The sequence below is a fragment of the Bacillus sp. N447-1 genome (assembly GCF_022701035.1).
Lineage (GTDB): Bacteria > Bacillota > Bacilli > Bacillales > Bacillaceae_G > Bacillus_A > Bacillus_A cereus.
Window position 1 is genome coordinate 475,231 of record NZ_CP065509.1, and the last position, 15,157, is coordinate 490,387.

Here is a 15,157-nt window from a genome sequence, read left to right on the forward strand (position 1 = left end):
TTGGGTGAGCACCTATAAGGACTCTCTTTTATTCAAATTAATGTACATATGTGTTCCGTTCATTATTTATAATATTGACCACAATTTATGTAATTTTGCATAATGTTACATAAATTGTGTATTTTCTCTTTTTTTAGACATTAATAGACAGTATACTTTGTACAAGCTTTCTATTTCAAAAATTATACGAGGTGAAATAATGAAAAACAAAAAGACATTAACTAAGGTAGCATTAACAACAGGATTAGCTTTAACAGCTGTGGCACCATATGGGGTAGGTCATGCAGAGGAAACAGATCAACTACAAGTTCAAATTCAGGAGGAATCGTTCCGTTCGGGTGAACTTACACAGCCGTCACAAAAGGCACCAGAAAATGTAGTAAAGGATGCACTTAAGGAGAAAACAGAACAAGCTCTGTCCCAAAAACAAGTCAATGGAGAAGCAGGAGTAGATTATAAAGTCCTTCAAAAACGTGGTTCGTATGATGGAACTACACTTGTGCGTATGCAGCAAACATACGAAGGAAAAGAAGTATATGGACATCAATTAACTGCACACGTAGATAATAAGGGTGTTATTAAAAGTGTTTCAGGTGATAGCGCGCAAAATTTAAAACAAGAAGAATTGAAAAAACCTATTAATCTATCAAAAGATGAAGCAAAACAATATATTTATACGAAATACGGGAACGATATCAAGTTTATTTCTGAGCCAGAAGTTAAAGAGGTTATTTTTGTTGATGAAAATAATGGACAAGCTAAAAATGCATACCAAGTTAAATTTGAAGCTGCAACACCAAACTATGTTTCTGGTACTTATTTAGTAAATGCACAAAATGGTGATATGTTAAAAAATATGGTACAAGAATCTAACTTAAAGGCCAGTGACAAACTAGTTGGAGCTTTAAAGAAAAGTAAACAAAGCAGTCTTACATCATTAACCGGAACAGGAAAAGATGATTTAGGTATTAATCGTTCATTTGGTATCTCTAAACAAAGTAATGGCAAATATGCTCTTGCTGATTATACAAGAGGGCAAGGCATTGAAACATATGATGTGAATTACAGAGATATTACTAAAGAAGAAAGCTATTATCCTGGTACATTAGCGACAAGTACTTCGGCAACATTTAACGATCCAAAAGCAGTAAGTGCTCATTACTTAGCAACAAAAGTATTTGATTTTTATAAAGATAAATACAAGCGTAATAGCTTTGATAATAAGGGACAAAAGGTAGTTTCAGTTGTACACGCTTGGGATTCTGAAGAGACGAATGATCCGAAAAATTGGCAGAATGCATTAAGTGCTAATAATGGAAGTATGCTTGTATATGGCGATCCTATTGTTAAAGCATATGACGTAGCTGGACATGAATTTACACATGCTGTTACTTCTAGCGAATCTAATCTTGAATATTACGGGGAATCCGGTGCGATTAATGAGGCGCTATCTGATATTATGGGAACATCTATTGAGAAATACGTAAATAATGGAAACTTTAACTGGACAATGGGAGAACAAACGGGATCTGTTTTCCGTGATATGGAAAACCCAGCTTCTGTTCCATCTTCACTTGGAGTGCCTTATCCAGATGATTACAGTGAATTTAACGATTTTAATGGATGGGATCAAGGCGGTGTTCATTTTAATTCAAGTATTATTAATAAAGTTGCGTATCTGATTGCAAAAGGCGGAACTCATAACGGAGTAACTGTTAAAGGAATTGGTGAAGATAAAATGTTTGATATTTTCTATTATGCAAATACAGATGAGTTAAACATGACTTCTAATTTCAAAGAATTGAGATCAGCATGTATTCGAGTGGCAACTAATAAATATGGTGCAAATACAGCTGAAGTTCAAGCAGTTCAAAAAGCATTTGATGCAGCAAAAATTAAGTAATTTAGAAATATAGTTATCATTCATATATTAATACATTATGAAAAACAGCTAATGTCATTTTAAGGATATTAGCTGTTTTTACGTGGCAATGTATCGTTGAAAATAAACTGACTAAGCAATAATGAGGCACTTTATCTGTAAGAAGTTGTGACAAATAAATAAGGTTTAAAATATATAAAAACAGAAAATTAATAATATATTGACCTCTTGATAGAAAGTCTATAAAATGAAAGCGATAACAAACGATTGCTTTAAAATGTTTTCCCTGATCTTTTAGTATTTACAAATATATGAAGGCATAAACAAATCTATTTTTTAAGTACTAATGCAAACGTTTTCGTATTAAAAGGTCATTGAAATACATACGTGAAAATAGCCGATATGGAGGTGAAGTAAAAGAGATTTCTAGATTAATTTAAGCAGTGTTATTCAGTGTAAGCATAATAAATCGTTAGTAATATTTGAAGAAAGGGTGTATGTGATGCAAATTACAAAAAGATTAATTAACAAAACAGTTTTATTACTTACTTTAATCGTTATGTTATCATCTGTTTTCTCCTTTCAGAGTGTGAAGGCAGTTTCAAATTCGAAAACAACTGAAATTATCATTCATTACAAAGAAAAGCTTGGAAATACAAAAGACTGGAATCTTTGGTTATGGGGAGAAAATGCAAATGGTACATCTTATCAATTTACTGGTGAAGATGAATTTGGAAAATACGCTAAGATAAAAATAGACGGTGACTATAATCGTGTAGGATTTATAGTTCGAACAAATGAATGGGAAAAAGATGGTGGGGATCGTTGGATTGAAAATATAAAGGACGGTCGTGCTGAAGTATGGATCCTTTCGGGTGATGAAAAAGTATATAACTCTAAGCCTTCATCGGATCTCTCAATTCAAAAAGCAACTATTGATAGTTTCCATGAAATTACTGTAACGACTAATGTCCCGTTTCATATTAAGGAAAAGAAAATTGAAATTGAAGGCATTAACATTAAGAATATTACTCCTTATGATATAAACAGTGGCGATATTACTAATAAGGTCAAAATAATTACGGAACAGAAAATTGATTTAAAACAAACATACAAAGTTAAAATAGAAAACTTAGCTGATACGAATACTGAAATTGGTAAAGTCATTCGTAGCGAAGAATTTGATAATTTATTTTATTATGGTGGTAACGATTTAGGAAATACATATACTCCGCAACATACAAAGTTCCGTTTATGGGCTCCTACTGCAAGCGAAGCGAAGTTAGTTACATATAAAAAATGGAACGATAAAATAGGTACTGAAATAAACATGCAACAAGGTGAAAAGGGAACTTGGACAGCAGAACTAAAAGGGAACCAAAAAGGGCTCTTTTATACGTATAAGGTCAAAATTGGTGATAAGTGGACTGAAGCGGTTGATCCATATGTGCGTGCTGCTTCTGTAAATGGGGATAAAGGTGCAGTCGTTAATTTAGAAGAAACAAATCCGAAAAAATGGAAAGCAAACAAAAAGCCAAAATTTAAAAATCCGGAAGATGCTATTATTTATGAGTTACATGTACGCGATCTTTCCATTCAACCTGAAAGTGGTATTAAACAGAAAGGGAAGTATTTAGGTGTAACAGAAAAAGGAACAAAAGGGCCAGAAGGTGTAAAAACAGGACTTGATCATATAAAGGATCTTGGTGTTACTCACGTTCAGTTTTTACCGATATTTGATTATGCTTCTGTAAATGAAGAGACTTTAAATGAACCACAATATAACTGGGGATATGATCCTAAAAATTTCAATGTTCCAGAAGGCTCCTATTCTACAAATCCTTATGAGCCGACTGTGCGAATAACTGAATTAAAGCAAATGGTTCAAACACTACATGATAATAATCTTCGAGTGGTGATGGATGTAGTATATAACCATATGTATAACGCTGCTGAATCTAATTTCCATAAGTTAGTTCCAGGTTATTATTATCGTTACAATGAAGATGGAACATTTGCAAATGGAACTGGAGTAGGAAATGATACTGCTTCAGAAAGAAAAATGATGAGGAAATTTATGATAGATTCCGTCACATATTGGGCAAAAGAATACAATTTAGATGGATTCCGTTTTGATTTAATGGGTATTCATGATTATGAAACGATGAATGAAATACGTAAAGCTGTTAATCAAATTGACCCTTCTATTATACTACACGGAGAAGGATGGGATTTAAATACACCTCTTGCAGCTGAGCTGAAAGCAAATCAAAAAAATGCAGAGAAAATGAAAGGGATTGCTCATTTTAACGATAATATACGTGATGGGTTAAAAGGTAGTGTATTTGAGGAAAAAGAAAATGGTTTTATAAATGGAAAGGAAAACATGGAAGATCGTATTAAAAAAGGTATTACGGCAGGTATTGACTACGATACAAATTCGTCTACCTATCAAGATCCAGAGCAGGTGCTAACTTATGTGGAAGCACATGACAATCATACATTATGGGATAAACTTGAGTTAACTAATCCAGGTGACAGCGATGAAGTGCGAACACAAATGCACAAATTGTCTTCTTCGATTTTATTAACATCACAAGGAATTCCATTTTTACATGCAGGGCAAGAGTTTATGCGGACGAAATACGGTGATCATAATAGTTACAAATCTCCAGACTCAATTAACCAGATGGATTGGCTGCGCCGTGCAACGTTTAATAATGAAGTAGATTATATGAAGGGTTTAATAGAATTACGCAAAAAGTACTCAGCTTTTCGAATGACATCTGCAGAGCAAATAAAAACACACGTATCATTTATTGATGCTCCAAAAAATACTGTAGCTTATATAATAGAGGGGAATAAACATGAATACTTTACAGTGGCTCACAATGCAAATAGAGAAGCGGTTGAAATAACACTTCCATCGAAAGGGCCTTGGAAAGTACTAGTAGATGGCACGCAGGCGGGAAGTAAACCACTTTATGTTGTCCATGACAATAAAATTAAGGTTCCTGCATTAAGTTCCATTGTTTTAAAATCAGAAAAAACGATTAAATAAAAGCGAAGAGTGTAGAAATAAATACTGAATTGAGCAAAGTTAATAAGGATTGCAAATGAAAAAGCGAAGTAAAAACAACCTTTACTTCGCTTTTAAAATTAATATAGCATAATTTCACATACTGTAATTAAATTACAATTCAATAAAGAACAAACAAAAAGAGAAGAACTCATTAAGGTTCTTCCCTTTTTAATGTTTCATTAGGGATCTTTCATTTTTATTGTGTATGGATTAGCATGACAATGATTTATATATGTAATTGGTTAAAATGAAACATTACAAGTATAAGATTATGTGCTTAGTAATCTCGCGATTTAAGGCACGACATTAGATAAGTGCGGGGAGTTCAATCGATTTTGAATAAAATTAATAGTATCAGCTGCAATTTTTTTACGTTTAAGAACTATCCCAGCATGCCCACATGTATAAATATATCGTGTAGGTCTTTCCCAAGATTCCCACAAGTAGTCTGTATCCTCAGAATACACATATAAATCATACTTACCTGAAATTAATAAAATATTTTCTTTTTTTACTTTTGGCAATGCTTGACTCGGTTCAGTGATTTTCCAATAATCTATTAAATCATCATACGTAACACCATGATGTTCCAAGTCTTCTCTAATAAATTTACCCGGAATTGTATTCCAAATAGAATAAGAAAGTCGATTTGCATAGAAAATGGATGCTAACACATCAATTTCTTCTTCAACAAGAGAGGTTAAGTTAGTAATAAATCCGCCTAAACTAATTCCTATTAGAATCAGGGGCCCATTTTTATTTGTTTTAATCCATTTAATCAAAGCTCGTAAATCAGCTACCGCTTGTCTAGTTGCTTGTACTGTTCGTTCAATATTTGCACTTACCATATACTCTCCACTGAATAAGGATTGATCGGGTTTTCTTTCAAAATGATAGGGTAGAGTGAAATAATACATATTCCACTTCAGGCTGGTCATATGATCGTGGAATATTTTTTTCACACGTTCGTTAGAATCCATTCTCCAACCGTGAACAAAGATAACATGAGGTGCATTTTCATTTTCATGTAAGAATAATTCCCCAGTTACAGAGTCGTTGCGTGAATCACCGGATTGAATCGAGCTTTTATAGTTGAATTGTCCAAGCATGTATTCATTTTCCTGCTTTGAATGCTTAATGTCAAAATGAAGATGTGATGGTTTTACTTTATAAAAAGATTCTATGTCCTTTATATTTAATGAAGTGTTAGAAAGGGAAGTAAACTGAAACGCTACACTTCTTTTTTTGTGTAAATCATATAAGGCGTACCGATCAATGAGTTTTGAAAAAATCAAATTAACCTCCTCCAAAGTACATATTGTTTAAAACATAGACAAAATTTATGTTTTAAATTAATTAGAAATATTCTCTTTCCTAATAGTAGGTGCTTGAATTATAAAAACAGGTGATAAATTTGCATATTATATTATAAAGCTTACAATAAATAATTTATACTAAAATTTAAGAAGCAAGTTAATATTTTTATCCATATAAAAGAATGTTAACTTGCTTCTTTTCGTATTAAAAGATGTAATTTCTATGAGGAACAACTTAAATTCCCATATAGATATTCACAAATAGGTTCTCTATATTTATTGTGTGGAAATTATATAATAAATATATTTTTATGTTACATACATTAAATCAATCTTAACCTCTCTTTTTCTATAAGTTCCTTAAATTGACTAACTTCTTACCAATATTCAACAACGACTGCGTTTTTGAATTTGTTTTCTAGCTTTTCTTGAACAGGTGAAATTTGATTTATCATAAAATCAAGCCATAATCAAAATGGTCTCCCTGTACTGAATGTTAAAATAGTTTGTTGTTCCCGTTTTAATAATATTTGAAAAAGAACTTGTAAGATATTCTACAGGTTCTTTTTATTATAATCGGTTACTTATATCATGGGATAATCACACATAAAAAACGGGACATTACCTAGATGTATGACCTAAATATCGTCCCGTTTACCTACTCTGTATAGTTATTGCAGAATTAAACCTACAATCATAATTAAACTAAATACTATCATCCAACCAAACGCACAATAGCCAAAAACTCTAATCCATTTAGGTAATTGATGCATATTAATTTTATTTGTGGGAACTCCTTGCATAGAAAACATCATTTTTTGATCTCTATCTCTATTATTTTGTTGTTCATACATAATATCATCACCTTTCCAGAACTATTGTGTTTATAGTATATCAGCCTAAATAAAATTATGTACAGAATAAGAGGGGATAACATATATATTATGTGGTGAATTTTATAAATAAAGACATTTAATTGCCATGGTTCTAAGCGCTAATCCGTTATAAATTCTGAAAAAGAGCCCTACATAAATAGGACTCTTTTTCTTCAAACATTAAGTTGCTGGATATACATCAGAACCAAGGTAACGTTCTTTTATAATTTGAAGATGATGAAGCTCATGACCAGCAATGATGTATGCTAATGCACGAACTGTAACTTCAGAATTATTCGCATTTCCTCTTTGTGACCAAGCTTCTTTATCTAAGCTTCTAAGTAAATACAGGGTAGATTGGCGAACAACTATTAAATTCTCAAGAAGATCTTGCATAGATTGCTTATCAAAAGCAGCTTTAAGAACATACATATCATCGTTATAGCCTGGAAGTTCCGCTGTCTCGCCTCGAGCAATAGATAACAAGCGATATGTCATAATACGTTCTGTATCTGCAATATGGCCGATTACTTCTTTTATACTCCATTTAGTAGGAGCGTATCGAAAAAGTCCCTCACTATCAGAAATTCCCTTTAATAAAAGATTTGTTTCCTTCATTTGTTGTTCTAGAATATATATGATATTTCCGTCTGATACCAAGTTGGTATACGTTGCATAATAGGAGTTATATTCACTTACCTTTGGTCTTATTTGCATATGAATCATCCTTTATATTTAATCTTTAAGTACAGCTTATCACAAAATACCTTCGAATTAATCTGAAAATTAGAAATTACAATTAAAAATTCACCTACTACCTTAGTTGAAATCGTGTACTTTCACATCAATTAACAAACAGAAGAAGGATTTTGATTTAACTCTTAGAATATCGTTCTATTATGAGTTCTTTGATATGAATTGTTTTTTGATTACTTTTGATGATTACTAGGAAATATAGAAAGGTTGTGAAATGATTTGATGGGTTATAAAGCGATGCTGTTTGATTTAGATGATACATTACTTGATAGGGATAAAGCAGTAGAGGCATTATTTTTAATTGTTTTAGAAAAGTGTTATGAAAATGTAGATGGTGCGGCTAAAAGCAACATGTTACAGAAATTCAAAGAATACGATAAAAGAGAATATGGCATAAGTAATAAAACGACAGTTTTAGAATCATTGTTTGATGAATTCACGCCAAGGTATAGATTGCCACGCAATTACATCCAAGATTTTTGGAATAATAATTTCCCTAGATGTTTTTCAATAGACCAAAATACTATTCATTTCTTAAATCAAATAAAGAAGCACTGTAAAGTTGGAATTATAACAAATGGCTCAACTCAGAGGCAAAAAGCTAAAATATTTAACACGAATTTAAATAAGTATTTTGAAACAATCATTATTTCTGAAGAAGTGGGATTTAGTAAACCTGATAAACGTATATTCGAACTAGCATTAAATAAGTTAAATTTACAACCGGAAAATACTTTATTTGTTGGGGATGACTTAGAAAAGGATATTGCTGGTCCTCAAAATGCAAATATAAAAGGTGTGTGGTTTAACCCTCAGAAAATCAAGAATACTACCAAAATACAACCATATGCCGAGATTAACACTTTGGATAGTTTGTTAAGTTATGTTACTCCACAATATTTTTATAACAAGTAAAAGTAATCCCATATATATATTAAAAATATAAAAAGAGAAACTATCATTAATTTCATTGACCGTATTAGTAATAAAAATAGATATTTACAACAAAAATAGAAGCGATTTTAATAGCTGTGGCTAATTTAATCTATGATTAATACGAAGTTTTGTAAAACAATTTTACTCATACTGTGTAAATTATAAAGGGTGGTGTATAGTGATAATAAAGTTATTGAATTTTGATTAAAAAGATAAGAGACTTACTACATTCTATATGCAGCAAGGCTCTTTAAAGTTGTTTCAAATTATATCCATCTGCTTATGTAATGCTTAAAAATGAATAATAAAGTTGTTTACTTCTTATTAAACTAACGCCCCGTTAGTTTAAGTGTAACTCTTCACAATTATTTGATATTATATAGATAAATAGAAATATAAATCAGAGTTTAGTTTATAGTTATAAAAATAAGTTATTTATACCCTTATAATTCTTCAGAAAGGAGAGTGTATGAAAAAGACTATTGTTTTTGTATTAACGATATTTATATTATTCTCAGGATTCGCAACACAAAGTTATGCGTTGTCAGATTCGAAATCTGTGGCAATACAAGCATTGCTAGATGATGCCTGTCGTACGTCAGGTGTGCCTGGAATGTCACTCTCAATACTTGCTGATGGTGAAGTGTTCTACTTTTCTTCTGGGTATGCAGATCTTGAAAAGGGACTGTCTGCAAGTGAAAATACACTCTATGAGTTGGCCTCGGTGAGTAAAGCTTTTACTGGTATGGGGATTTTGCTATTGGAAGAGCAAGGGCTGCTATCAATGACTGACCCTATCCAAAAATATTTACCTTGGTTTACGTTAAAGTATCAAGGTAAACCTGTTGATATGCAAAACCTTACACTAAATAACTTTCTTCACCATACCAGCGGCCTAACAAATATTAGACATCTTCAAAATATTCCACAAGGTAATACGCCTGATATGTTGCAAAAGACTGTGAAAACGCTGGTAGATGCAGAATTGGCGTTCTCTCCTGGTGAACAATATAACTATGGAACCGTTAATTATGACGTATTGGGTTTGGTTATTGAGATTGTATCACGACAAAGCTATGAAGACTTTATGAAGGAGCAAGTATTTCTACCCTTAGGTCTTCACCAGACGTATGTTTATAAAGAAGATGCTCAAGCCACTGGACAGTTAGCACAGGGTTACCGTTCTTCCTTTTTTATAACAACTCCATTTAACGCTCCGTATTATACCGGGAATAAACCTGCCGGCTATATCATTTCTAATACAAAAGATATGGCGCGTTGGATGGGCATACAGATGGGTATCGTGCAGGACATACCCGAAATATTTCACAGGGCCATCGAAAAATCACATAGAGGTGATATGTCTGTTTCGGCTGTCAATGATATGTATTATGCGGCAGGTTGGTCGGTAAACGTCGAACAAACGTTTATAGAACACACTGGGGGTAATCCAAATTTTAGTACCAAAGTAGCCATACTACCAAATGAAAGAACAGCCATCTGCTTACTGAGCAACGGCGCAAATACCAATATAAACCTGGTACTACAAGTTAAAAATATATTAAACGGCAATCTAACTCAGTCATATGAGATAAGTGGCACACAGCTTTTGGACATCATTTTGTCGTCTACCACAATTATTCTTTGCCTATTAGCCGTTCTGTTATTTTTCTTAGGATTAAGAAAAGGGAAAACGAATGAGCAGCAGCCAATGACAAAAAAGAGAACAATCGTAACAATTATTTTCCTAATCGCTACGATTGCCCAGTGTATAATGTTTTTTGCCTTCGATTGGTCAACGATACTTATTTGGCAAACATATAGTGTTCTTACAGCTTTAATTTCGTCAACATTATTAACAGCAAGCATTACTTGGTTTGTATATACTCACCGATTAGATGCCTCGGTCCGAAAATAAGTACAATGTTAAGTAAATAAATCTTAATTTATCGATATCCTTAATTTAAAAAACAGAAGACACTTCTCCTAGTTAAACCCACTTGCTATTTCTTCCACTAACCTGCCTCGTTAGTAGAAGAAGGATTTTTAAACTACTATATTATTTTTTAAATGACTTTATTGTAAATTAAACAACTTTATTATCTCTGTACAGGTGGGACTATGGAAATAAAGAAAGTAGTAATCGATGGAATCAATATTGCGGTCATTAGAAACGATAAGGTATTAATATCGGATGTTCAGTCTGCATTAGATACTATGGCAACAGTTCAAAATGAGGTAGATGCGAAACATATTATTATCCATAAATCTTTAATAAGTGAAGATTTCTTTGACCTAAAAACACGGCTTGCGGGTGATATCCTTCAAAAGTTTATAAACTATAAGGTAAAGATTGCTATTGTTGGAGATTTCTCTATGTATACTAGTAAAAGCTTAAAAGATTTTATTTATGAATGTAATAAAGGAAATGACATTTTTACTTAGCAACTGAACAACAAGCAATTGAAAAACTAAGTACATTAAAGTAATAATTATATCCTGCTAAATTCCCCATTTCACTTAGTTCATAATTATATACGATATAGAAGAACTGATGTTTGTGGTAAACTAAGAGATGAATAAAGGGAGTTTTTTGAACAATTTTAATATTATAATCCAAAATTTAAATAATATAGTTTACAAACCTAACAACTTAATGATTACGAATCTAAAAGAAGAAAAGCAAAACGCAGAATATGCCGGATGTTTATTCCACTTAAATAACAAAACCATTCGTTTTAGAAAATCAAAAGTTACACCTAATAAAATTGGTCAATTTGTTTCTTTTTGGGAGAAAGATGAAAATATGCGAAATAGAGCTTTCTCTTATGAAGCTGCTCCTGATTTATTAGTAATCACTTGTATTGCTGATAATAAACTAGGGCAATTTATTTTTCCTAAAGAGATTCTTCTTAAAGAAAAAATATTGAGAACACAAAGTCAAACAGGGAAAATGGCAATGAGGATTTATCCTGTTTGGGATACCACTGTTAGTAATCAAGCTAAAAAGAGCCAAACGTGGCAACTTCAATATTTTGTTGATTTAAGTGATAGTAATAATTTGCCTATAGATAAACTATTAAATTTATATTCGTAGCTTTTGATTTGCCACAAAAAGAAGCAATTACAGAAAAGACATTTGTAATGACGCCTTCTATTAATTTACCTCGTGAATCGTAATTTTTGTACCGGTACAGTTAAATGAAATGTACATTGTTACAGTGCCCCTTAAAATTTACAATCAGCATATATTATTTAAACTTATAAATTTTTAAGGGGTGCTAAATATGACAAGTTTACAAGATCAGCTTTTCACAAGATTAAATCTTAAAAAACGTAATGATGTAACGTTTGAAGAATTACCTACCATACTCTTTTCGTTTGCGCATACTATACCATTTGAGAATTTAGATGTTATAGCACGAAATACGAATCAAATCTCTCTGGAAAACTTACGAGAGAAAATTTTAACTAGTTCCCGTGGTGGACTTTGCTACGAATTAAATACTCTTTTTTACTATTTCTTAAGAGACTGTGGCTATGATGTACAACTGGCATTAGGTACGGTGTATAAAAACGATATAAATGCATGGGCACTTGAGGATGGCCATATAACAATTATTTTAACTTATGATAATGTACAGTATTTAATTGATATAGGTATAGCTTCGTTAGTACCTCTTGTTCCTGTACCTTTTACTGGCGAGTCGGTTTCTTCAAAAAATGGTTCGTACCGGGTGAGACGGAAAGATACGAATAAAGGAAATTATGTTTTAGAAAGAATAGATGCTGCTGGAGAATGGAAAGTTTGTCATGCTTTTTATAAACATATTATTGATGAGATAGTAGTAAATGATGTTCAAAGAAGAGTGATAGAAGATGAGAAGTCTATTTTTAATAAAGGACCAATTACAGTAAAGTTGACGAACTCTGGCCATATTTCATTAACGAATACAAGTTTAACCGAAATTATTCATGGGGAAAAAACTAAGCGTGAAATTACAGAAGATCAATATAAAGAGTTTTTATATACTTTATTTGCTATTAAGTTATGAATAATAAAGATAGCCGGTTCTTATTCAGAAGCGGCTATCTTTATTATTTTTGGTGTAAATGGTTTTCTTCTAATATGTTTCGGAAACTGCGGTATAGTTAATGTTTTTAATGTTTCCTCAGCTTCTTCATATGTATGAAAAATTGGTTCTTTTCCATCATCCCCTTGTAAAACTAGCCCTTCATCTCGGATTACATATGGCATAAAACCACCCCATCTAGTAAAGAATTATGTTCTTTTGCAGCAGAATAATACGATTTAAAGTTTGATTTTCTTAATACATATAATACACTAGAACAGTACGAAAAAGTATGTACAATGAATTTTGAATGTAAAGGAAGATTATTATGTCAGTTATTGATAAATTGAAACTTAATAAGTATACAAATATGGTCGTTATTAACGAACCAAGTGATTATGACATTTTTACAGGTAAAGAAACTGCATTCTCAAAAGGACACGATGCTATCTTTATATTTGTAGAAACGCTTGATGAAATGGTGAAACAAACGAATTTTATTATTAGTAATGAAGAATTACTAATTGAAAAAGGTTACGTATTCTTCGCATATCCGAAAAAAGGTAATGCTCGTTATAGTACGTTTATTCACCGTGATGAGATGTTTCCGGCATTAAACGTTGGAGAAGATGGTTATGTGGGAGAAAGCGATATTAAATTTGCACGAATGGTAAGTATGGATGAAGTCTTTACTGTTGTTGGTTTAAAACGTGAAAAGAAAAAAACAACAAAAACATCTGCTATGAGTCAATGTGTTGCCGATTATGCAGATCGAATTAAAGATGTTGAAGCATTATTAGCTAATCATCCGAATGAACTTAAGTTTTATCAAAGTTTAACGCCTGGATACCAAAAAGATTGGGCACGTAATCTTTTTTCTGTGAAACAAGAAAAAACACGTGAAAAACGTCTAGAGAAAATGATAGAAATCCTTTCACAAGGCTATAAAACAATTGAATTATTCCGTAAGAAGAAAAAATAATGATTAAGGAAGTCACAATGCTGCAACAATTAATTGTGATGAGTACATTGAAAAAAGCATTCCTTCCATTATACTAAGGAATGTTCTTATATTTATATAATTAGCAAAAGAGAAAAGGTGTTTGAAATGAAATCATATATTGTAGTTGGATCTGGAATTTTAGGAGCGTCTACTGCTTATCATCTTGCTAAGGCAGGTGCGAATGTTACTATCGTGGATCGCCAACAATTAGGGCAAGCAACTGATGCAGGAGCAGGTATTGTATGTCCATGGCTATCACAGCGTCGTAATAAAGCATGGTATAAAATCGTTAAAGGTGGTGCACGTTACTATTCTTCGTTAATTCAGCAATTAGAAGAAGACGGTGAAACTGACACAGGATATAATCGTGTAGGTGCAATTAGTTTACATACTGACGAGAAAAAGTTAGATCAAATGGAAGAGCGAGCTTATAAACGACGTGAAGATGCCCCGGAGATTGGTGAAATAACTCGCTTATCAGCTGAAGAAACAAAAAAATTATTCCCAGCATTATCAGACGAATATAATTCTGTTCATATTAGTGGTGCTGCACGAGTAAATGGAAGATTATTACGCAATGCATTAATAAGTGCTGCGAAAAAACATGGTGCAACTTTCATAAAAGGCGATGCTATATTAGTCCGTGAAGGAAATCATATTACGGGAGTTACAGTAAACGATGAAACAATTTTAGCGGAAAAGGTTATTGTAACTGCAGGCGCATGGGCGAATGAAATCTTGAAACCATTAGGAATTAATTTCTTAGTTACATTCCAAAAAGGACAAATTGTTCATCTGCAAATCGAGAATACAGCAACAGAAAATATGCCAGTTGTTATGCCACCGAACGATCAATATATTTTAACGTTTGACAATGGGCATGTCGTAATTGGTGCAACACATGAGAATGATACTGGTTTCGATCATCGTGTAACAGCAGGTGGTTTACATGAAGTATTTCATAAGGCATTAACAGTTGCACCTGGCTTAGAAAATGCTACAATGCTTGAAACGAGAGTTGGATTCAGACCATTTACACCAGGATTCTTACCTGTTATCGGACCGCTACCTAACTTTGAAGGAATTCTCGTTGCGAATGGATTAGGAGCTTCGGGTTTAACAGCTGGTCCATATCTAGGAGCGGAACTTGCTAAACTAGCGCTCGGACAAACGATTGAATTAGATTTAAATGATTATGATGTTGCTGGCGCAATTGAATAATATAGGGTACTGC

The 15,157-nt window shown here is 32.4% G+C and carries 12 protein-coding genes and 1 pseudogene; 9 read left to right on the plus strand and 4 right to left on the minus strand.

The annotated features are described in order from the left end of the window. Nucleotides 1-199: 199 nt before the first annotated feature. Complete coding sequence (locus IQ781_RS02410) at nucleotides 200-1,903, plus strand: M4 family metallopeptidase (RefSeq protein ID WP_000791446.1); 1,704 nt, start codon at nucleotides 200-202, stop codon at nucleotides 1,901-1,903. 481 nt (nucleotides 1,904-2,384) lie between these two features. Further along, nucleotides 2,385-4,943, plus strand: a complete 2,559-nt coding sequence (gene pulA, locus IQ781_RS02415; RefSeq protein ID WP_100651699.1) for a type I pullulanase — start codon at nucleotides 2,385-2,387, stop codon at nucleotides 4,941-4,943. Nucleotides 4,944-5,257: 314 nt separating this feature from the next. On the opposite strand, the gene IQ781_RS02420 is transcribed toward pulA, so the two are convergent. The 3 genes from IQ781_RS02420 to IQ781_RS02430 all read right to left on the minus strand — a co-directional run bounded on the left by IQ781_RS02420 (nucleotide 5,258) and on the right by IQ781_RS02430 (nucleotide 7,872). Next, nucleotides 5,258-6,259, minus strand: a complete 1,002-nt coding sequence (locus IQ781_RS02420) for an alpha/beta hydrolase (RefSeq protein WP_072770051.1) — start codon at nucleotides 6,257-6,259, stop codon at nucleotides 5,258-5,260. A gap of 692 nt (nucleotides 6,260-6,951) precedes the next feature. Continuing rightward, the gene (locus IQ781_RS02425; RefSeq protein ID WP_000273235.1) at nucleotides 6,952-7,134 is read right to left on the minus strand and encodes a hypothetical protein; all 183 of its coding nucleotides are present in this window, start codon (nucleotides 7,132-7,134) and stop codon (nucleotides 6,952-6,954) included. Between the two features lie 201 nt (nucleotides 7,135-7,335). After that, entirely contained in the window at nucleotides 7,336-7,872 is a 537-nt protein-coding gene (locus tag IQ781_RS02430) for a DinB family protein (protein WP_065382559.1), read from the minus strand. A gap of 261 nt (nucleotides 7,873-8,133) precedes the next feature. On the opposite strand from IQ781_RS02430, the gene IQ781_RS02435 reads away from it, so the two are divergent. The 5 genes and pseudogenes from IQ781_RS02435 to IQ781_RS02455 all read left to right on the plus strand — a co-directional run bounded on the left by IQ781_RS02435 (nucleotide 8,134) and on the right by IQ781_RS02455 (nucleotide 12,902). Then, nucleotides 8,134-8,826, plus strand: a complete 693-nt coding sequence (locus tag IQ781_RS02435; protein ID WP_000540712.1) for an HAD family hydrolase — start codon at nucleotides 8,134-8,136, stop codon at nucleotides 8,824-8,826. Between the two features lie 490 nt (nucleotides 8,827-9,316). Then, the gene (locus tag IQ781_RS02440; protein ID WP_139846765.1) at nucleotides 9,317-10,765 is read left to right on the plus strand and encodes a serine hydrolase domain-containing protein; all 1,449 of its coding nucleotides are present in this window, start codon (nucleotides 9,317-9,319) and stop codon (nucleotides 10,763-10,765) included. Between the two features lie 203 nt (nucleotides 10,766-10,968). Next, a pseudogene (locus tag IQ781_RS02445) lies at nucleotides 10,969-11,336 on the plus strand (DUF4180 domain-containing protein). Nucleotides 11,337-11,440: 104 nt separating this feature from the next. Then, nucleotides 11,441-11,944 (plus strand): MepB family protein, encoded by a 504-nt coding sequence (locus tag IQ781_RS02450; RefSeq protein ID WP_001058786.1) that lies wholly within the window; start codon nucleotides 11,441-11,443, stop codon nucleotides 11,942-11,944. Between the two features lie 190 nt (nucleotides 11,945-12,134). Beyond that, nucleotides 12,135-12,902: an arylamine N-acetyltransferase family protein gene (locus tag IQ781_RS02455; RefSeq protein ID WP_000202747.1), complete on the plus strand. Its 768-nt coding sequence runs from the start codon at nucleotides 12,135-12,137 to the stop codon at nucleotides 12,900-12,902. 20 nt (nucleotides 12,903-12,922) lie between these two features. On the opposite strand, the gene IQ781_RS02460 is transcribed toward IQ781_RS02455, so the two are convergent. Continuing rightward, the gene (locus IQ781_RS02460) at nucleotides 12,923-13,105 is read right to left on the minus strand and encodes a hypothetical protein (RefSeq protein WP_001147158.1); all 183 of its coding nucleotides are present in this window, start codon (nucleotides 13,103-13,105) and stop codon (nucleotides 12,923-12,925) included. A gap of 143 nt (nucleotides 13,106-13,248) precedes the next feature. Between IQ781_RS02460 and IQ781_RS02465 the strand changes: the two genes are divergently transcribed. Continuing rightward, nucleotides 13,249-13,902 (plus strand): YdeI/OmpD-associated family protein, encoded by a 654-nt coding sequence (locus tag IQ781_RS02465; RefSeq protein ID WP_086385711.1) that lies wholly within the window; start codon nucleotides 13,249-13,251, stop codon nucleotides 13,900-13,902. 126 nt (nucleotides 13,903-14,028) lie between these two features. Beyond that, nucleotides 14,029-15,144 carry an NAD(P)/FAD-dependent oxidoreductase gene (locus tag IQ781_RS02470; protein WP_139846766.1) on the plus strand — a complete coding sequence of 372 codons (1,116 nt, stop codon included), beginning with the start codon at nucleotides 14,029-14,031 and terminating at the stop codon, nucleotides 15,142-15,144. The last annotated feature ends 13 nt before the right edge of the window (nucleotides 15,145-15,157 follow it).